This window comes from Streptomyces sp. NPDC058534 (assembly GCF_042717365.1).
Taxonomy (GTDB): Bacteria; Actinomycetota; Actinomycetes; order Streptomycetales; family Streptomycetaceae; genus Streptomyces.
Genome location: NZ_JBHXNW010000004.1, coordinates 178,574 through 196,815, shown reverse-complemented (window position 1 = coordinate 196,815; position 18,242 = coordinate 178,574). Strand labels below are relative to the sequence as shown.

The following is an 18,242-nucleotide window of genomic DNA, read 5'->3' as shown; positions in this document are numbered from 1 at the left end:
ACCGTCTCTGATCAGACCCCGATCCGATCCGGATCCGAACAGCGCGTCCCGCGCCGGGTCCGCTCCGCGAGTGCGGAGCGGACCCGGTGGTGTGGTTGGGTGCTTTCATGCTGCATGCTGGGCAGTTCGAGCAGGCCCTGACGGTTACACAGGTTACGGAGCGGCGCATGACGAGCACCTTCCCCAACATCTCCATCAGCACGGAGCGGTTGGTGCTGCGCCCCCTCGACGAGGACGACGTCCCCGCGCTCGCGGCCATGATGAACGACGAGCAGGTCGCCGCCTGGACCCACGTCCCCCAGCCCTTCGCCGAGGACAGCGCCCGCACCTGGATCGGCGACCACGCCCCCGCCGAGCGCACCGCCGGCCGCGGCCTCGACCTCGCCGTCACCGAGTTCCTCACCCAGCGGCTGGTCGGCGTCATCCAGCTGACCAAGACCAACTGGCACGTCCGGTCCACCGAACTGTCGTACATCGTCGCTTCCTGGGCCCGCGGCGAGGGGTACGCCTCCGAGGCAGCCCTGGCCACCGCCCAATGGCTCTTCGGCGATCAGAAGTTCGAACGCGTCGAGCTGCGCACCGCGGCCGACAACACCGCCTCCCAGCAGGTCGCCCAGAAGATCGGCTGCATCAGCGAGGGAGTCCTGCGCAACGCGTGCATAGCGCGGGTCCGCACCGAGGACGGCCTCTGGACGGACGTACGCACCGACTTCATCGTATGGAGCCTGCTGCCGGAGGACCTGGAGGGCGGGTCCGGGCAGCTCACCGACAACGGGGACTTCACCACCTTCACGGACTGGAACTGATCCCCGGGGGCCGACGACGCCGCCGCTCCGCGCCCGGGCCGCAGCGGGTACCCTCACGGGGCGCGCCCGCGCATGGTTTCGCGACCACGACCTGCGAAATTCCTGGAGACTGACGACGATGGCCGACCGTGTCACGGTGATCGGCTGGGACGGTTCACCGCTGACCGCCGCGGCGCGCTCCGCACTGGGTGCCGCCACACTGGTGGCCGGCGCCGCCCACCACCTGGCACTTCCCGAGGTACCGCCCACCGCCGAGCGCGTCCGTCTCGGCAGCGTGGCCCTCGCCGCCCGCCGCATCGCCGCCCACCGCGGCACGACCGTCGTCCTCGCCGACGGCGACCCCGGCTTCTTCGGCGTCGTACGCACCCTGCGGGCGCCCGAGTTCGGCCTGGAGGTGGAGGTCGTCCCCGCCGTCTCCTCCGTGGCCGCGGCCTTCGCCCGCGCCGGGATGCCCTGGGACGACGCCCATGTGGTCGTCGCCCACCCCCGCACCCTGCGACGCGCGGTGAACGTATGCCGGGCCCACACCAAGGTCGCGGTCCTCACCTCCCCGGGCGCCGGGCCCGCCGAACTCGGCCTGCTGATGGGGGGCGTCCACCGCACCTTCGTCATCTGCGAGGAACTCGGCACCACACGCGAGCGGGTCACCGTCGTCACCTCCGACAAGGCCGCCGACCACACCTGGCGCGACCCGAACGTCGTCATCGTGGCCGGCGGCAGCGTCGGACCGGGCGTGGCACGCGACGGCGTGGGCTGGATCGCCGGCCGAGACCCCGCCGCCGGACCGCGCGGCTGGTCCCTGCCCGCCGAGGCGTACACCGGCCCGCTGGGCGAGGGCGAGACCGACCTGCTGCGCACGGCCCAACTCGCCCGGCTCGGACCCCGCCAGGGCGACCTGGTGTGGGACATCGGCTGCGGCAGCGGTGCCTTCGCCACCGAGGCGGCACGCGGCGGCGCCGCCGTCATCGCCGTCGACCGTGCCCCCGACGCCTGCGCCCGCACCGAGGCCACCGCACGTAACTTCGGCGTCCAGCTCCAGATCGTGCACGGCACCGCGCCGCACGTTCTGGAGAACCTTCCCGAACCCGACGTCGTCCGTGTCGGCGGCGGGGGAGCGGCCGTGGTCTCCGCGGTCGCCGACCGGCGCCCGCAGCGCATCGTCGCGCACGCCGCGACCCGTGACGCGGCCGAACTCGTCGGCAGGGACCTGACGGAGCACGGGTACCGGGTCGAGTGCGCCCTGCTCCAGTCCGTCGGACTGGACACCCGGGCCTGGACGGAGACGGAGCGGAGCGTCGCGTTCCTGCTCACCGGGGTCCTCCCGGACCGCGCCCCGTGATCGGTTGTTCATACCGCGCGGGGTAGGCTGGCGGATTGTTGTACCGCACTCGGACACCCGGCACTTCGTCAGCCGATGTCCGCAAAAACCCGCACCTTCCGGGCCGAGTGTGGTACGGCAGAACCGGAGGACGCGCAACGTGGCGCAGTCCACAGCGGGCCGTCGCGGATCAAGCTGTCGTGGCGGGGGAACGACCGCGACAATGCCACTGAATGGCTTTGTCGTCTTTTGCCGCGGGTCGTTCGTGCCGCTGGGCACGCACGCTCGTTCTTCACTGTGGGGCGGTCGGTGCGCCGCCCCGGGTGAGCTGGTCGTAGAAGCACTAACCGATGGGCGAGGGGTTACGCATGACCGACACCGGCCAGATCCCCGGCGAGGGGCTGCCGGAGAACGCAGGCATGGTGGAGCAGCCGGGCGTCCCCGCACCCGGCGCGTACACCTACCTCTCCGAGACCGACGCCGAGGACGAGGACCTGTTGTTGCTGCCGGGAGCCCAGGGTGCATGGGGCAACGAGGTCGCGCCGCCGGCGCCGGAGCCGGTCGTCGAGACCGTGCACCAGCCGGGCCCGCACGAGCTGTCCGGCCGTGACAGCGGCTCGGTCGACCTCAATGGCGTCCGCCTGCCCGACCCGGCGCAGGACCCCGGTACCGCCCCGGTCCCGCCGCGCAGGCCCCTGCACCTCGGCCCGCCGATTCCCGACACCTCCGCCAGCCCGGTCCGCTCTCTCGCCGACCGCGGCCCGGCCGACGCTCCGGTACGGCACTCCGGGCCGCCGACCGCCGGCCCGGAGTACCTCGACGTCCCGCAGGCGCCGGTGAGCGCCGCGGCGGGGCATGCGGAAACGGTTATTCCGGTACCGGAACAGGCATCCGAGCCGGTGGGCGCCGCCCAGGCCCTCGTCACCCGTGTCGCCACGGAGGCTGTCGCGGCGACGGGCGGGGCGGGCACGCCCGAGGCCGAGTCCGGCGAGGCGCCCGCGCCGGCGGCGCACGTACCCGGCCCGGCGGAGGAGTCCGAACCCGAGCCGGTCGCCGCCACGGAGCCCACGACCGAGCCGGTCGCCACGGAGCCTGCCCCCGAGCCGCTCGCCACGCAGGCCACACCCGAGCCGGTCGCCACGGAGCCCACGGCCGAGGCGGCTGACGAGGACCAAGAGGCCCAGGCGGTCGAAGGAGCGGAAGGGGCCGATGCGGTCTCCGAGCCGCCGGCTCCCGAGGAACCGGCGGCGTGGGAAGAACCCCGGCCCGCCGAGGCTCCCGCGCCTCAGGAGGCCCCGCCGGTCGAGGCTCCCGCGCTGCAGGACGCCCCGGACGCCCCGGTTCCGGACATGCCCGCGCCGCCCGTCCCGGCAGCCGAACCTGCTCCCGAGGTCACCGAGCCCGAACCGGCATCGGCCCCGGAGGCACCGGTGGCCGCCGAACCGCCCGCACCGGTGCAGCAGGAGGAGGTGCCACAGCCCGAGCCGCAGGTATCCCCCGTACCGCAGGAGTCGGCACCCGCGCAGCCGGACATCGAGTTCGCCGCGCAGCCGCCCGCCGAGCCCGCCCCCGAAGCCCACCCCACCGCCGAAGAGGCCCCGGCCCCGGACGCTCCGCAGGAAGACGTGCCCCAGGACGTGGCCGTGTTCCCCGCCCCGCCCGAGCCCGCGGAGACCGACGCGACTCCGGTCGCCGCCACCGCCGAGCAGCCCTGGCCCGAGCAGGCTCCCGTCGCCCAGGAACCCCACCCCGACGAGTCCGACAGCCAGTTCCTGCCGGTCGACGGTGCTCCGGTGCCCACCACCCCGCATCTCGCCCCCACCCCGCCGGAGGCGATCGTCCTCCCGCAGGAGGCCCTTGCCGCGGAACCCGGCACCGAGGACCCCGCACCCGAGGTCCCGGCCCCACGCGAGGCCGACCCGGGCCTCGTCCAGAGCGCCGACGACCTGGACACCCACGCCGCCGACCAGGACGACCTCGTCGAGGCCGCCGCGCCCGTCGCGGAGCAGGCGGCGCCCCAGGACGTACGACGGTCCGCCGGACCGGCGGCCCCCGCCTACGACGACGCCGAGCGCGAGGCCGTACTGAAGGTCATGCGGGAACGCCGTGACATCCGCAACGGCTTCCGCGGCGACCCCATCCCGCACGAGGTGCTGCTCCGCGTCCTGGAGGCGGCCCACACCGCGCCCTCCGTGGGCCACTCGCAGCCCTGGGACTTCGTCGTCATCCGCTCCGCCGACACCCGCCGCGCCATGCACGAACTGGCGATGCGTCAGCGCGAGGCGTACGCGAAGTCCCTCCCCAAGGGCCGGGCCAAGCAGTTCAAGGAACTGAAGATCGAGGCCATCCTCGACACCCCGGTCAACATCGTCGTCACCGCCGACCCGACGCGCGGCGGCCGGCACACCCTGGGCCGGCACACCCAGCCGCAGATGGCGCCGTATTCCTCCGCGCTCGCCGTCGAGAACCTCTGGCTCGCCGCCCGCGCCGAGGGCCTCGGCGTCGGCTGGGTCAGCTTCTTCGACGAGCGCGAGATGGTCCGCGCGCTGGGCCTGCCCGAACACCTGGACGTCGTCGCCTACCTGTGTGTCGGGTACGTCGACGAGTTCCCGGACGAGCCCGAGCTGATGCAGGCCGGCTGGTCCAAGCGCCGCCCGCTGTCCTGGGTCGTGCACGAGGAGACGTACGGCCGTCGCGCCCTGCCCGGCGAGGCGCCGCACGACCTGCTCGCCGAGACCGTCGCGCAGATCCGCCCGCTGGACGCCAAGGCGCTCGGCGAGGCCTGGGAGCGGCAGAAGCGCATGACCAAGCCGGCCGGCGCGCTCGGCATGCTGGAGATCATCTCCGCCCAGCTCTCCGGACTGTCCCGGCAGTGCCCGCCGCCGATCCCGGAGCCCGCGGCCGTCGCGGTCTTCGCCGGCGACCACGGAGTGCACGCCCAGGGCGTCACCCCCTGGCCGCAGGAGGTCACCGGCCAGATGGTGGCCAACTTCCTCGGCGGGGGAGCGGTCTGCAACGCCTTCGCCACCCAGGTCGGCGCCGAGGTCTGCGTCGTGGACGTCGGCGTCGCCACCGACCTGCCCTCGACGCCCGGCCTGCTGCCCCGCAAGGTCCGCGCCGGCACGTCCGACATGACCACCGGCCCCGCGATGACCCGCGAGGAGGCCAAGCAGGCCATCGAGGTCGGCATCGAGACCGCCCGCGACTTGGTGGCGGCCGGCAACAAGGCGCTGCTCACCGGCGAGATGGGTATAGCCAACACCACCGCGTCCGCCGCGCTGATCTCCGTCTTCACCGGCGCCGACCCCGCCGAGGTCACCGGCCGGGGCACCGGCATCAACGACGAGACGCTGGCCCGCAAGACCGAGGTCGTACGCCGCGCCCTGGAACTCCACCAGCCGGACCCTGCCGATCCCCTGGGCGTCCTCGCCGCCATCGGAGGGTTCGAGCACGCCGCCATCGTCGGCCTGCTCCTCGGCGGCGCCTCCCTGCGCACGCCGGTGATCCTGGACGGCGTCAGCGCCGGCGCCGCCGCCCTGGTGGCCCGGGCGATCGCCCCCGAGGTCCTCGCGGCCTGCATCGCGGGCCACCGCAGCGCCGAGCCGGGACACGTCGCCGCGCTCAACAAGCTCGGCCTGCGCCCCTTGGTCGACCTGGACCTCCGCCTCGGCGAGGGCACCGGCGCGCTGCTGGCCCTGCCGATGGTGCAGAGCACCGCGCGGGCGATGCACGAGGTGGCGACGTTCGACTCGGCCGGGGTCACCGAGAAGTAGCACCGCGACGCGCCGGGCGGGGCGGGACAGAACGGGGCGGCGGGAGATCCGTCGCCACCGCCCCGCCCCCGCCGTACGCTGGACCGACCTCGTGCCGCCCGTGCACGTCTCCTACAATCCGCACGTATCCCCACGTCAGGGCCGCTCCACCGTCGCAGCGCCCACCGCACGTCAGGACGAGGAGCCCACCCTGATGGCCGAACACCCCGCCTACCCCGTAGGCCTCCGCCTCACCGGCCGTCGCGTGGTCGTCCTCGGCGGCGGTCAGGTAGCCCAGCGCCGCCTGCCCGCCCTGATCGCGGCGGGCGCCGACGTCCTCCTCGTCTCTCCCTCGGCGACCGCGTCGGTCGAGGCGATGGCGGACGCGGGCGAGCTCACCTGGGAGCGGCGCCGGTACGCGGAAGGCGACCTGACGGACGCCTGGTACGCCCTGATCGCCACCAGCGACGCCGAGGCCAACGCCGCCGCCTCCGCCGAGGGCGAGCGGCGCCGCGTCTGGTGTGTCCGCGCCGACGACGCCGACCAGGCCACGGCCTGGACCCCGGCGTCCGGCCACAGCGCGGGCGTGACCGTCGCCGTGCTCACCACCGACGCGCGCGACCGGGACCCCCGCCACACCGCCGCCATCCGCGACGCGGTCGTGGAGGGGCTGCGCGACGGGACGCTCGTCGCCCCGCACCAGCGCACCCGCGCCACCGGGGTCGCCCTCGTCGGCGGCGGCCCCGGCGACCCGGACCTGATCACCGTCCGTGGGCGCCGTCTGCTCGCCGAGGCCGACGTCGTCATCGCCGACCGGCTCGGCCCGCGCGACCTGCTCGCCGAGCTGCCGCCGCACGTCGAGGTCATCGACGCGGCGAAGATCCCGTACGGCCGTTTCATGGCCCAGGAGGCCATCAACAACGCGCTGATCGAGCACGCCAAGCAGGGCAAGGCGGTGGTCCGGCTGAAGGGCGGCGACCCCTTCGTCTTCGGCCGGGGTATGGAGGAGGCGCAGGCGCTCGCCGAGGCGGGCATCCCGTGCACCGTCGTTCCCGGCATCTCCAGCTCCATCTCGGTGCCCGGCGCGGTCGGCATCCCGGTCACCCACCGCGGCGTCGCCCACGAGTTCACCGTGGTCAGCGGCCATGTCGCCCCCGACGACGAGCGCTCGCTGGTCGACTGGCCGTCCCTCGCCAAGCTCACCGGCACCCTCGTGATCCTCATGGGCGTCGACAAGATCGGCCGGATCGCCGAGACCCTCGTCGCGCACGGCAGGTCCCCCGAGACGCCGGTCGCGCTGGTCCAGGAGGGCACGACGGCCGCCCAGCGCCGGGTGGACGCGACCCTCGCCACCGTCGCCCACACGGTCGTCGCCGAGGGGGTCAGGCCCCCCGCCGTCATCGTCGTCGGCGAGGTCGTAGGCGTAGGCGTAGGCCCGCACGGGACGATCTGACATGGGCGAAATCGTCACCATCGACGACCCCGGCGACCCGCGCCTGCACGACTACACGAACCTGACCGACGTCGAACTGCGCCGTCGCCGCGAACCCGCCGAGGGCCTGTTCATCGCCGAGGGCGAGAAGGTCATCCGCCGGGCCGGCGAGGCGGGCTACGCGATGCGTTCGATGCTGCTGTCCGCCAAGTGGGTCGACACCATGCGCGACATCATCGAAGAGGCTCCGGCCCCGGTGTACGTCGTGGACCCCGTGCTCGCCGAGCGGGTCACCGGCTACCACGTGCACCGCGGCGCCCTCGCCTCCATGCGCCGCACAGCGCTGCCCACGGCGGCCGGCCTGCTGCGCACCGCGCGTCGCGTCGTGGTCATGGAGTCGGTCAACGACCACACCAACATCGGCGCGATCTTCCGCTCCGCCGCCGCCCTCGGGATGGACGCGGTCCTGCTCTCCCCGGACTGTGCCGACCCCCTGTACCGGCGCAGCGTGAAGGTCTCCATGGGCGCGGTCTTCTCCGTGCCCTACGCCCGCCTCGACACCTGGCCGGCCGGCCTGGAGACGGTCCGCGAGGAGGGCTTCTCGCTGCTCGCCCTCACCCCGGACGCACGGGCCGAGCCCCTCGACGAGGTTGCCCCGCACCGCATGGACCGGGTGGCCCTCATGCTGGGCGCCGAGGGCGACGGACTGTCCCGGCGGGCGCTGGCCGCGTCCGACACCTGGGTCCGCATCCCGATGTCCCACGGCGTCGACTCCCTGAACGTGGGCGCGGCGGCCGCGGTCGCCTTCTACGCGGTGACGGTGGGCCGCCCCACGGCGTAGACCCCCGCAGGGCTTGCGGCCCACGGCGTAGGAACCCCCGCCGGGCTTACGGCTCCACGGCGCAGATCCCCGCCGGGCCGCGAAGACCCGCCCGCCGCGACCGCCCCACCTCGCGCGAGGCCCGCCGCTACGGCTCGGGCGCGGGTTGCCCCGGGAGGTGGCTGCTGCTGCGGCTCCGGCCTGGACTTGCCGCCGCGGGAGGGGGCCGCCGCTTCAGCCCTGGCCCGGACTTGCCGCTGCGGGAGGTGTCCGCTGCTACGGCTCCGGGCCTGGACTTGCCTTGGGAGGTGGCCGCCGCTGCGGCTGCGGCCTGGACTGCCCAGCGAGATGGCCGCCGCTCCAGCCCCGACCCCGGACCTGCCCCGCGAGGTGGCCGGCGCTATCGCCCCGGCCCGGATTTGCCCCGAGCGGTGGCCGCCCCTAAAGCCCCGCCCCGCGCTGCCCCGAGAGACGCCCGCCGGGCACATCCACCCGCTCCTGCGCCGCCCGTACGACACCGCGGTCGTCGCCGAGCCCCTGCGACGGCCCCTGGCAGCCCTGCGCGACGGCGATACCGAGCGCGACCAGCAGCGTCACCACCACGAAGACGAACAGGCGCTGCCGCAGCAGCCGCGGGTTCGCGGGCCGGCGCCGGCCGGTCCCCGTGGTCCTCGGCCCGGTGCGGCCGGTTCCGCTGCGCGGCCCCGGTCGGCCGCCGTCGTTGCGTGCGGTGCCGCGGCCGGTGCCGTCGCGTGGGGCGGGCGTGGACCGGGACGCGGGCCGGGCGCCCGTACCGCCGTTGCGCGACGGGATACCTCCGCGCGAGGGCGCACCGCCGCGCGACGGAGTGGCACGCCGGGGCGCCGGCCCACGGGAACCCGACGTGTTCCGCGGCGCCGGAGTGCCCTGCGGACGCCGTGGAGCGCGCTCCGGGTAGGTGTCGGCGAGCCGTCCCGTCGGCAGGTCGGCCTCCGCGCTGCGCGGGGCGGGCGGCCGCGCGTCGGGCAGGCCCTGGGCCTCGCGGGCGGCGATCTCCTTGAGCCGCAGCGACAGTTGCAGCGTGCTGGGGCGCTCCTCGGGGTCCTTGGCCAGACAGGCCCGCACCAGCGGGGCCAGCGCGTCGGGGACGCCGTGCAGCTGGGCCTCCTCGTGCACCACGCGGTACAGCATCACCTCGGAACTGCCGTGCCCGAAGGGCGAGTCGCCCATCGACGCGTACGCCAGCGTGGCACCGAGCGAGAACACGTCCGTGGCCGGCGTGACCGCCGCCCCGCGCACCTGCTCCGGCGCGAGGAACCCGGGGGAGCCCACCGCGGTGCCGACGTGCGTGAGGGTGGAGGCGCCAGTCGCCCAGGCGATGCCGAAGTCGATGATCCGCGGCCCTTTCGGGGACAGCAGGATGTTGGACGGCTTCAGGTCCCGGTGCACCACCCCGGCCTCGTGCACCGCGACCAGCCCCTCGGACAGGGCGGCACCCACGGCGGCGACGTCCGCCGCGCCGAGCGGGCCCCCGTCGACGACCTTGTCGTGCAGGGAGGGGCCGGGCACGTACTGCGTGGCGAACCAGGGGCGTTCCGCGTCCAGGTCCGCGGCGACCAGCCGGGCGGTGCAGCCGCCCCGGATCCGCCGGGCCGCCGAGACCTCACGCGCGAAGCGCAACCGGAACTCCTGGTCCTCGGCCAGGTCCGGCCGGATGACCTTCAGCGCGACCCGCTGCCCCTTCTTGTCGGAGCCCAGGTAGACCACGCCCATTCCACCCGCGCCGAGCCGCCTGTGAAGCCTGAACGAGCCGACGACACGCGGGTCCTCGCGCCTCAGGCGCATCATCGCCATGTTCATCCCCGCTGCCCGGTCCCTGTGACGAGGCACAGCTTACGTTTCCACGGCCGCCCGCGCGCAGAGGCCGCGCCCTCTCGCGACGACGGATTGTCAGTGCCGGGTGCGACAGTTGGGGGGCGGTCAGGGAACAGGCGTGCGGTCCGGCCCCGGCCCGCCGGTGATCCCAACCGGCCGTCACGGGCGGGGGATTGGGTCCTGGAAGGGTGCCCGTGCGGCAAGGGTGGTGGGCGCCGGGGAGGCGCCGGGTGCCTGCCGTGCGGGACCGGTCCGGGTCGGACGGCGGGTGGAGACGGGGGCGTACGGGGCGGTGTCGGAAGTGAGCGAAGTCACCGGACAGCCCGGAGATACCGGGGCACGGTGGGCACCCCGTCCGGGAAGACCCCGAGACCTGGGACCCGGTCTCCACCCAGGGGAGTACTCCGCTGGTCATGGCTCATCCTCCGGGAGGCCCGGCAATCGGTACGAGGGCATGACGTCCGGCGATCCCCGGACGCCTAGATTTGAGGTCAAGCGGCGGGTGTAGCACTCGTCCCCCGAGGTCAGACACCCGCCGCTTGCAAGGACACCGGAATCGGTCAGGAGAGGGACCATGGCCCAGACGCTGCCGCGGACGCTGGTCCGCACGCGGGAAACCCGCCGTCAGGGTCGCCGCCACCCCGCGGTGGCGACGCTCATGGCCCTGCCCCTGGCGGTCCTGCTCCTCCTCGTCTTCGACGGGTGGGAGACAGTGGCCACACAAGCGTCGTCCGTGGGTGTGGTGCTGGGGCGCTGAGCGGCGCCCCGGGCCCGGAAGAGCGGTCCGGGCGGGGACATCCATCCATGAAACCCCGTGGGGACGGGGGTGCGGCGGACGGCAAGAATGCCGGCGCAGCTGGGGAGCTGCGCCGGCATTGCCGTGTCCGCGGGAGCGGTGCGTACCCTCACCCGGTGACCACGGACGCCCTCCTCCCCGCCCTCGCGGCCCGCGTCAGGGCGACGGCCCACGCCAACACCCCGGCCTGCCCCTGCGGCGCGGCCACCCTCGCCACCATTTCCGACCGCCCGGACGCCACCTTTTCCGACCGCCCGGACGCCACCCTCGCCGACCGCCCGGACGCCACCGTCGTCCGGCACGCCGGCACCGTCGCCAAGGCCCACGCGGCGGACGCCGACCCCACCGCCCTGGCCCTCCGCGTCGACGTCGCCGCCCGGTTCCCCGGCGTGCTCCTGCCTCCGCTCGCGCCCGCGCCCGTGACGCTGCACGGGCGGCTCGTCACCTACTGGCCGTACGGCACCCCCGTGGACCCCGAGGATCCGGACGCGGCGCCGTGGGAGGCGGCAGCCGTACTCCTCGCGCGCCTCCACCGGGCACCGGTGCCCGCCGCCGTACCCGCTATGCGCGGCCCCGCGAAGGCGGCCCAGGCCGTCGCCCGCCTCCGGGCCGGTGCCCCGGACCACCCCGCCACCGACCCCGTGCTCCGGGCCTGGGCGGACCTGCCCGCCTGGGCGCGCGGCGAGGCCGCCCCGCCGACGGCGACCACCCTGGTCCACGGCGACTTCCACCTCGGCCAGCTCGTCCGCCACCCCGTCCCCGGAGGGCCCTGGCTGCTGATAGACGTCGACGACCTCGGCACCGGCGTTCCGGCCTGGGACCTGGCGCGCCCGGCTGCCTGGTACGCCTGCGGACTGCTCCCGCCCGACGAGTGGCACCGCTTCCTGACCGCCTACCGCGCCGCCGGCGGCCCCGCCGTCCCGTCCGACGGCGATCCCTGGCCCGCGCTGGACGTCCCGGCCCGCGCCCTCACCGTGCAGACCGCGGCCCGGGCCGTCACCAAGGCGGTCGCGGCGGACCGGCCCCTGGACGAGGTGGAGCTGCCCCTGGTCGACGCCTGCGCCCGCATGGCCGCCGTCCGCCCTTCAGGCCCGGGCGGTTGAGCCGAATTTCCGCGAAGTAGGGTGCAACCGACCCGCGGCCGGACAGAGTCTGTCCTGGCGATACGCGAAGCAGGACCGACCGGCGAGGAGTTGAGCCGTCCATGCAGTGCCCCAAGTGTCACGCACCGATGCACACCTACAACCGCAACGGCGTTCAGATCGAGCAGTGCAGCGGCTGCCGCGGCATCTTCCTCGACTACGGCGAGCTGGAGTCGCTGACCCGCCTGGAGGCCCAGTGGTCCCAGTCCGCTCCGCCGCCGGCCCCGCCCGCCGCCCCGCAGGCCTACCCGGCCGCGCAGCAGCCCGCCTGGGGTGCCCCGCACGGCGGCCACGGGCACGGGCACGGCCACCACGGTCACCACCGTCAGAAGGGCTTCGGCCGGATGCTCTTCTCCAGCTGATCCGGACACGACGAAGCCCCGGCCGTACGAGACGGCCGGGGCTTCGGTCGGTGTGGACGATACTGGGATTGAACCAGTGACCTCTTCCGTGTCAGGGAAGCGCTCTCCCGCTGAGCTAATCGTCCTGGGAGTGCTGCGATGGAGCGAAGTACTGCGTGCGCGATACTGGGATTGAACCAGTGACCTCTTCCGTGTCAGGGAAGCGCTCTCCCGCTGAGCTAATCGCGCGGGGATCCATACGGATCAGTGATCCTTGCGGATCAGTGGACGATACTGGGATTGAACCAGTGACCTCTTCCGTGTCAGGGAAGCGCTCTCCCGCTGAGCTAATCGTCCTTGGAGGTGGAGACGGGATTTGAACCCGTGTAGACGGCTTTGCAGGCCGTTGCCTCGCCTCTCGGCCACTCCACCAGGAGTGTGGGAGGTCGTGGAGACCCCCTGTTCCTGCGAGCGGACGACGAGGCTCGAACTCGCGACCTCAACCTTGGCAAGGTTGCGCTCTACCAACTGAGCTACGTCCGCCTGTCGGTTCGGTCCGCTTGCGCGGCCCGGCGACGTGATGAACTCTAGCGGATTCCGGGGCCAGTACAAAAACCCGTTTGTGCAGCGTGCTGCGGTGCGTCCGCTCGCGGACCTGGTCAGGGCACCCGGAAGGACACGTTCGAGTGCCCTCCGGGACACCGGCCTAGACTCGGGCACGTGCACGACCTCCCTCCTCTCGCCCGCTTCGGCGACCGTCTCGCCACCGGTCTCCTCGACGTCACGAGCGATCCCGCGGCTCTGGAGTCCGAGGGTTTCTGGGCCGTCTGCGCGGACTTCGAGGGCCGCACGACCTGCGCACGCTTCGCGGACGTACGGACGGAGCCGGTGCCGGCGCCCGCACCGGGGCGATGGCACGGACCGGCCGTCGGTGACTGGACGTCCTCCCTCGACCGCGCCGCGTACACGGCGGCGGTCGGGCGCATCCGCGAGTACATAGCGGCCGGCGAGGTCTACCAGGCCAACCTTTGCCGGGTCCTCTCGGCGCCCCTCGCACCCGGCGCCGACGTGGACGCCCTCACCGCCCTGCTGGCCCGGGGCAACCCGGCACCGTACGCCGGCACGATCCGGCTGCCCAGACACGGCGTCGAGATCGCCACCGCCTCGCCCGAGCTGTTCCTGCGCCGGGACGGCCGGACCGTGGAGTCCGGGCCGATCAAGGGGACCGGGCGGACCGAGGGCGACCTGCTGGAGAAGGACTACGCCGAGAACGTCATGATCGTGGACCTGGTCCGCAACGACGTCGGGCGGGTCTGCGCCACGGGCAGTGTGACCGTCCCCGACCTGTGCGCCGTCGAGAAGCACCCCGGCCTCGTCCACCTGGTGTCGACCGTACGCGGCGAACTGCGCACGGACGCCGGCTGGCCGGAGCTGTTCGACGCGGCCTTCCCGCCCGGGTCCGTCACCGGCGCGCCCAAGTCGAGCGCCCTGCGGATCATCGACGCCCTGGAGACCGCGCCCCGCGGCCCGTACTGCGGGGGCGTCGGCTGGGTCGACGCGGACCGGGGCACCGGCGAGCTGGCCGTCGGCATCAGGACGTTCTGGACCGACCGGACCGAGGGGCTGCTGCGCTTCGGCACCGGGGCCGGCATCACCTGGGGGTCCGACCCGGACGGCGAATGGCGGGAGACCGAACTCAAGGCGTCCCGGCTGCTCGCGGTAGCGTCGGGGGCGTACGAGGTCACCGGAAGTGGAGAGGCGCTACCGACGTGAAGATCTGGCTCGACGGCGGGCTGCAGGACATGGAGTCCGCCCGCGTCTCCGTCCTCGACCACGGGCTGACCGTGGGCGACGGCATCTTCGAGACGGTGAAGGCGGTGGCCGGCCGGCCGTTCGCGCTGACCCGCCACCTGGACCGGCTGACCCGCTCGGCCCGCGGCCTGGGTCTGCCCGACCCCGACCTCGACGAGGTCCGCCGCGCCTGCGCCGCCGTCCTGGCGGCCGGCCCGGTGCCGCTGGGCCGGCTCCGCATCACCTACACCGGCGGCCACGGCCCCCTCGGCTCCGACCGCGGTGAGCACGGCCCGACCCTCGTCGTCGCCCTCGGCGAGACCGGCCGCCGCCCCGACTCCACGGCCGTCATCACGGTGCCGTGGACCCGCAACGAACGCGGCGCGCTGACCGGCCTGAAGACCACCTCCTACGCCGAGAACGTCGTCGCCCTGGCCCGCGCCCGTGAACGGGGCGCCTCGGAGGCGCTGTTCGCCAACACGGTCGGGCAGCTCTGCGAGGGCACCGGCTCCAACGTCTTCGTCGTCCTCGACGGAGAGATCTACACCCCGCCGGTCGCCTCCGGCTGCCTCGCCGGCATCACCCGCGCCCTGGCCGTGGAGTGGACCGGCGCCCGCGAGACCGACCTCCCGCTGGACGTCCTGGAACGCGCCGACGAGGTCTTCCTGACCTCCACGCTGCGGGACGTACAGGCGGTGCACCGGGTCGACGACCGCGAGCTTCCCGGCGCCCCCGGACCGGCGACCGCCAAGGCCATGCGGGTCTTCGAGGAGCGCTCCGGGGACGACCTGGATCCCTGAGCGCGGATATTGGGCTGACGTTCGGCGTCGTTGGTGGGTAGAACTGCCGTGATGACCACGACTCTGCGGCCGACCGAGCCGCTCCAACGCGCCGCCGACGGGACCCGTTCCCGCCGCTACCAGGTGTGCGTGAACAGCCGCCCCGTCGGTGCCATACACCTCGGCACCTCGCGCTCCCTCGGCGACTCGGTGGCCGTGATCCACCGGCTGCGCATCGACGAACCGGACCGCCGACGGGGCCGGGGCACGGTGGCCGCGCTCGCCGCCGAGGAGATCGCGCGGGGCTGGGGCTGCGGGCAGATCGAGGTGAGCGTCGCCGGCGACGCGGAGGCCGGCGCACGGCTCGCGCAGGCACTCGGGTACGTCCTGCGCAGCCGCGGCATGACCAAGCCGCTCGGCGACACCCCGCCCGCCCTGCCCGAGGGCAGCCGCGCACGGCCGATGACACCGGACGAGTTCGACGCCTGGCAGGCCTACGAGTCCGAGCAGTACACCCGCACCTGGATCGAGCGCGGAGTGCCCGAGACCGAGGCGCGGGCAAAGGCGCGCCGCGACCACGAGGTGCTCCTGCCGCAGGGTCTGGCCACGGAGAACACGCTGTTCCGCGTGTTGGAGCACGAGGGGACCAGGGTCGGCATCCTCTGGCTGGCGCTGCACCAGGACCGGGCCTTCGTCTTCGACGTCGAGGCCGACACGGCCCACCGGGGCCGGGGGCACGGGCGGACCCTGATGCTGCTGGCCGAGAGCCGGGCGATCGGCGCCGGCCGGCCACTGATCGGCCTCAACGTCTTCGCGGGGAACACCGCGGCCGAGCGCCTCTACGAGTCGCTCGGCTACCGGACCACGCGGTCCTCCTTCTACAAACCCTTGCTGTAGCGGGACAGGGGGACCGGCGCGCGCCGCGCGGGACGGCGGTACCCGCCGCGCCGCGCGGGACGGCGGTACCCGCCTCAGTCCTGCCGCTCGGCCAGCAGCCGGTCCGCGATCTCCTCGATCCGCTCGCGCAGCCCCTCCTGGCTCTTGCCGCCGTCGAGGCGCTCGCCTCCGATCACGTAGGTCGGAGTGCCGGTCACGCCGATCGCCTTGCCCTCGGCCTGGTCGGCGTCGACGATCAGGATGTGCCGGCCGTCGACCAAGGCGGTGTCGAACTCCTCCGCGTCCAGTCCCAGGTCGCCCGCCACCTCGACCAGCAGCGCCTCGCCCTTGCGGTCCAGCTCCGCCACGCGGTCCAGCACGGCCTCGGCGTACGGCCACCCGCGGCCCTGGGCGACGGCCTCCTCGGCGGCCTGCGCGGCGGCGAAGGCGTGCTTGTGCTTCTCCAGCGGGAAGTGCCGCAGCCGCAGCTCCAGCCGGTCGCCGTAGCGGGCGCGAAGGGCGCGCAGGTCGTCCAGGGCGGCGTGGCAGTCCGGGCACTGGAGCTCGCACCAGACGTCGAGTACGGGCGCGGCGGGCCGGGCGGGGGAGGAGTCACTCATGCCCCCATCCTCCCAGCCCACGGGGCGGCGCCCCGACCGCGGTCCTCCTCCGGGCACCGGCACCTGGGAAGGAGCCGACCCGGAGATCTCCCTGATCTCGGGCCACGGCATGGCCTCACCAAGGGCGGGCGGTGCAGGATGGAAGGGACGAAGTACTCATGCCCGACCTGGCCAGCTCTGGAGGACCGGATGATTGCCGAGACCGTCTGCTCCGCGGTGTCCGCGGCGGGCCTGGGCATCGCGGCGGTCACCGCGTACCGCAGGCGTTTCCTCACCGCCGTCCGTGTCGCCGCCTACGCGCTGGTTCCGATCGGCCTGGTGATGACCGGGGTCGTGGAGTGGCTGGCCGACACCGCCTTCAGCCCGGTGGCTTGGGCCGGCTTCGCAGTCCTGGGCGTGGCCTGGGCGCTCTTCATGATCACGCGCACCGTCGAGCGCCGCCGCGGCGGCACCCGCAAGGAGCGCAAGCAGGCCCGGGCGGCGGCACAGCGCGACGCCGTGGCGCCGGATGCCTCCGCGCCCTCCCTGGGTGCAGGTGCGGCCCCGGCCGCCAAGCCCGCGCCCAAGCCGGCGAACGCGTCCCGTGGTGAGGACGACTTCAGCGACATCGAGGCCATTCTCAAGAAGCACGGCATATGACCCCCGTCGTCCCGGGCTGAAACGACACAGCGGTCCGAGGCCGACAGCGCGTGCTCCGTAACGATCACGATCCGACCGGACATTGCGACATTCAACGAACTCGCGGTCGTTACGGGCGTGTTGATCGCGGAGGCGCGCTCCGCTGCGTCATCATCGCCGCGAGATGCCGGACACCACTCAGCTGGATCCCCAGCTGGACACGAGACAGAGCGAAACCGCGCGGACACGGAGTGAACCACGCGGCTGCCTCTTCGCCCTTTCCCAGCCACCGCTCATGATCTTCCTTGCGGTGATCGGGTGTCTGCTGCTCATGGCTGCGTTGCACGATCTGCTGTTGCTGTGAGCCGTACCCGCGCTCCCCGGCGCCACCCGCCGGGGGCCGCGACACACCACCCGGGCGTCCACGCACCCGTCCGTCCGCGCCGACGGCTCAGCCCGCGGCCTCCTTGCGCCGGGCCCGGTAGGCCGCCACGTGCAAGCGGTTTCCGCAGGTCCGGCTGTCGCAGTACCGCCGCGACCGGTTGCGGGAGAGATCGACGAAGGCGCGCCGGCAGTCGGGGGCCTCGCAGCGCCGCAGCCGCTCCTGCTCCCCGGCGACCACGAAGAAGGCCAGGGCCATCCCGCAGTCGGCCGCCAGGTGATCGGCGACGGAGGCGCCGGGCGCGAAGTAGTGGATGTGCCAGTCGTAGCCGTCGTGGTCGGTGAGGCGGGGCGTGGTGCCGGCGGCCGCGACCAGGTCGTTGATCAGTCCGGCGGCGGCCAGGGCGTCGGGAGCCGCGAAGACCGCGGCGAACCTCCCGCGGATCTTGAGAACCGCCGAGAGATCCAGTTCCGAGAGCACGCCGACGTCGCTGATTTCGTGCGTTCCCACGAATTCCTGGAGGGCGGCGACGTCCGCCAGCCCGTCCGGAGCCGTGTCGTCCTCCGGTACGGAGTTCACCAGATCGACCACGGTGTCGAGGGCGCACCGGGTGTCGTGGGTGATCAGCACACTTAGCTCCCTGGCCTGGGGTCGGGCGGGCGCCCGCCGATGCTGGCCGATGGTAGTGCCATCCGCGGCGGCTGAACCGGCCGCGATCCGCTCCCGGCCGCCGGATGCCTCTACAACGCGGGCCGACCGGCCCTGGTTCCCCGGCGGGCACCCGGGCCGACCGGCCCTGGTTCCCCGGCGGGCACACGTGTCGGCGCCGTCGCGGGGGTGTGACGCGGCGACGACGCCGTGGGTGCCGTCTGGGGGGGTGCGGGCCCGTGCCGTCGACCCCAGTATACGGCGACG

At 73.9% G+C, this 18,242-nt stretch carries 16 protein-coding genes and 5 tRNA genes; 13 read left to right on the top strand and 8 right to left on the bottom strand.

The annotated features are described in order from the left end of the window. Window positions 1–167 precede the first annotated feature (167 nt). The 5 genes from ACFWR9_RS03870 (at window position 168) to ACFWR9_RS03850 (ending at window position 8,149) form a co-directional block, all read left to right on the top strand. On the top strand, window positions 168–806 hold the full coding sequence (locus ACFWR9_RS03870; RefSeq protein WP_383835009.1) for a GNAT family N-acetyltransferase: 639 nt from the start codon (window positions 168–170) through the stop codon (window positions 804–806). A 118-nt stretch (window positions 807–924) separates the two neighbouring features. Next, window positions 925–2,145, top strand: a complete 1,221-nt coding sequence (gene cbiE / locus ACFWR9_RS03865; RefSeq protein WP_383835006.1) for a precorrin-6y C5,15-methyltransferase (decarboxylating) subunit CbiE — start codon at window positions 925–927, stop codon at window positions 2,143–2,145. A gap of 347 nt (window positions 2,146–2,492) precedes the next feature. Beyond that, window positions 2,493–5,897: a nicotinate-nucleotide--dimethylbenzimidazole phosphoribosyltransferase gene (cobT, locus tag ACFWR9_RS03860; RefSeq protein ID WP_383835003.1), complete on the top strand. Its 3,405-nt coding sequence runs from the start codon at window positions 2,493–2,495 to the stop codon at window positions 5,895–5,897. 193 nt (window positions 5,898–6,090) lie between these two features. Next, on the top strand, window positions 6,091–7,329 hold the full coding sequence (gene cobA, locus ACFWR9_RS03855) for a uroporphyrinogen-III C-methyltransferase (RefSeq protein ID WP_383835000.1): 1,239 nt from the start codon (window positions 6,091–6,093) through the stop codon (window positions 7,327–7,329). 1 nt (window position 7,330) lies between these two features. Further along, a complete protein-coding gene (locus ACFWR9_RS03850; protein ID WP_383834997.1) occupies window positions 7,331–8,149 on the top strand; it encodes a TrmH family RNA methyltransferase in 819 nt (272 codons plus the stop codon). Between the two features lie 420 nt (window positions 8,150–8,569). Here ACFWR9_RS03850 and ACFWR9_RS03845 read toward each other — a convergent pair whose 3' ends face one another. Further along, window positions 8,570–9,967 (bottom strand): protein kinase, encoded by a 1,398-nt coding sequence (locus ACFWR9_RS03845; protein WP_383834994.1) that lies wholly within the window; start codon window positions 9,965–9,967, stop codon window positions 8,570–8,572. Window positions 9,968–10,556: 589 nt separating this feature from the next. Here ACFWR9_RS03845 and ACFWR9_RS03840 point away from each other — a divergent pair. From ACFWR9_RS03840 to ACFWR9_RS03830, 3 genes are all read left to right on the top strand, one after another. Continuing rightward, window positions 10,557–10,739, top strand: a complete 183-nt coding sequence (locus ACFWR9_RS03840) for a hypothetical protein (protein ID WP_064726955.1) — start codon at window positions 10,557–10,559, stop codon at window positions 10,737–10,739. Between the two features lie 155 nt (window positions 10,740–10,894). Next, window positions 10,895–11,881 (top strand): phosphotransferase family protein, encoded by a 987-nt coding sequence (locus ACFWR9_RS03835; RefSeq protein ID WP_383834990.1) that lies wholly within the window; start codon window positions 10,895–10,897, stop codon window positions 11,879–11,881. 101 nt (window positions 11,882–11,982) lie between these two features. Next, window positions 11,983–12,282 carry a zf-TFIIB domain-containing protein gene (locus ACFWR9_RS03830; RefSeq protein WP_383834987.1) on the top strand — a complete coding sequence of 100 codons (300 nt, stop codon included), beginning with the start codon at window positions 11,983–11,985 and terminating at the stop codon, window positions 12,280–12,282. A gap of 53 nt (window positions 12,283–12,335) precedes the next feature. Here the strand turns inward: ACFWR9_RS03830 and ACFWR9_RS03825 are convergent. The 5 genes from ACFWR9_RS03825 to ACFWR9_RS03805 form a co-directional block, all read right to left on the bottom strand. Beyond that, window positions 12,336–12,407 (bottom strand) — tRNA-Val (locus ACFWR9_RS03825). Between the two features lie 31 nt (window positions 12,408–12,438). Next, window positions 12,439–12,510: transfer RNA gene (locus ACFWR9_RS03820), tRNA-Val, on the bottom strand. A gap of 36 nt (window positions 12,511–12,546) precedes the next feature. Continuing rightward, a tRNA-Val gene (locus ACFWR9_RS03815) sits at window positions 12,547–12,618 on the bottom strand. 1 nt (window position 12,619) lies between these two features. Continuing rightward, a tRNA-Cys gene (locus ACFWR9_RS03810) sits at window positions 12,620–12,693 on the bottom strand. Between the two features lie 38 nt (window positions 12,694–12,731). Beyond that, a tRNA-Gly gene (locus ACFWR9_RS03805) sits at window positions 12,732–12,804 on the bottom strand. A 177-nt stretch (window positions 12,805–12,981) separates the two neighbouring features. Here ACFWR9_RS03805 and ACFWR9_RS03800 point away from each other — a divergent pair. The 3 genes from ACFWR9_RS03800 to ACFWR9_RS03790 are packed head-to-tail and all read left to right on the top strand — an operon-like array spanning window position 12,982 to window position 15,728. Continuing rightward, entirely contained in the window at window positions 12,982–14,034 is a 1,053-nt protein-coding gene (locus ACFWR9_RS03800; RefSeq protein WP_383834984.1) for a chorismate-binding protein, read from the top strand. Then, a complete protein-coding gene (locus tag ACFWR9_RS03795; RefSeq protein WP_383834981.1) occupies window positions 14,031–14,852 on the top strand; it encodes an aminotransferase class IV in 822 nt (273 codons plus the stop codon). The genes ACFWR9_RS03800 and ACFWR9_RS03795 overlap by 4 nt, the downstream gene beginning before the upstream one ends. A 51-nt stretch (window positions 14,853–14,903) precedes the next feature. After that, on the top strand, window positions 14,904–15,728 hold the full coding sequence (locus tag ACFWR9_RS03790; RefSeq protein WP_383834978.1) for a GNAT family N-acetyltransferase: 825 nt from the start codon (window positions 14,904–14,906) through the stop codon (window positions 15,726–15,728). A 74-nt stretch (window positions 15,729–15,802) separates the two neighbouring features. On the opposite strand, the gene ACFWR9_RS03785 is transcribed toward ACFWR9_RS03790, so the two are convergent. Continuing rightward, window positions 15,803–16,327, bottom strand: coding sequence for a DsbA family protein (locus ACFWR9_RS03785; RefSeq protein ID WP_383834975.1), 525 nt, complete (start codon window positions 16,325–16,327; stop codon window positions 15,803–15,805). A gap of 189 nt (window positions 16,328–16,516) precedes the next feature. On the opposite strand from ACFWR9_RS03785, the gene ACFWR9_RS03780 reads away from it, so the two are divergent. After that, on the top strand, window positions 16,517–16,966 hold the full coding sequence (locus ACFWR9_RS03780; protein WP_383834972.1) for a hypothetical protein: 450 nt from the start codon (window positions 16,517–16,519) through the stop codon (window positions 16,964–16,966). Between the two features lie 163 nt (window positions 16,967–17,129). Then, window positions 17,130–17,309, top strand: coding sequence for a hypothetical protein (locus ACFWR9_RS03775; protein WP_122617228.1), 180 nt, complete (start codon window positions 17,130–17,132; stop codon window positions 17,307–17,309). Between the two features lie 87 nt (window positions 17,310–17,396). Here ACFWR9_RS03775 and ACFWR9_RS03770 read toward each other — a convergent pair whose 3' ends face one another. Further along, window positions 17,397–17,957: a CGNR zinc finger domain-containing protein gene (locus tag ACFWR9_RS03770; RefSeq protein WP_383834968.1), complete on the bottom strand. Its 561-nt coding sequence runs from the start codon at window positions 17,955–17,957 to the stop codon at window positions 17,397–17,399. Window positions 17,958–18,242: the final 285 nt, after the last annotated feature.

Bases quoted from the DNA above. Each gene is read 5' to 3' on its own strand.
- ACFWR9_RS03845 (WP_383834994.1), bottom strand. From the start codon at position 9,967: ATGAACATGGCGATGATGCGCCTGAGGCGCGAGGACCCGCGTGTCGTC.
- ACFWR9_RS03775 (WP_122617228.1), top strand. From the start codon at position 17,130: ATGCCGGACACCACTCAGCTGGATCCCCAGCTGGACACGAGACAGAGC.
- cbiE (WP_383835006.1), top strand. From the start codon at position 925: ATGGCCGACCGTGTCACGGTGATCGGCTGGGACGGTTCACCGCTGACC.
- ACFWR9_RS03850 (WP_383834997.1), top strand. From the start codon at position 7,331: ATGGGCGAAATCGTCACCATCGACGACCCCGGCGACCCGCGCCTGCAC.
- ACFWR9_RS03785 (WP_383834975.1), bottom strand. From the start codon at position 16,327: ATGAGTGACTCCTCCCCCGCCCGGCCCGCCGCGCCCGTACTCGACGTC.
- ACFWR9_RS03790 (WP_383834978.1), top strand. From the start codon at position 14,904: ATGACCACGACTCTGCGGCCGACCGAGCCGCTCCAACGCGCCGCCGAC.
- ACFWR9_RS03830 (WP_383834987.1), top strand. From the start codon at position 11,983: ATGCAGTGCCCCAAGTGTCACGCACCGATGCACACCTACAACCGCAAC.
- cobT (WP_383835003.1), top strand. From the start codon at position 2,493: ATGACCGACACCGGCCAGATCCCCGGCGAGGGGCTGCCGGAGAACGCA.
- ACFWR9_RS03780 (WP_383834972.1), top strand. From the start codon at position 16,517: ATGATTGCCGAGACCGTCTGCTCCGCGGTGTCCGCGGCGGGCCTGGGC.
- cobA (WP_383835000.1), top strand. From the start codon at position 6,091: ATGGCCGAACACCCCGCCTACCCCGTAGGCCTCCGCCTCACCGGCCGT.
- ACFWR9_RS03870 (WP_383835009.1), top strand. From the start codon at position 168: ATGACGAGCACCTTCCCCAACATCTCCATCAGCACGGAGCGGTTGGTG.
- ACFWR9_RS03840 (WP_064726955.1), top strand. From the start codon at position 10,557: ATGGCCCAGACGCTGCCGCGGACGCTGGTCCGCACGCGGGAAACCCGC.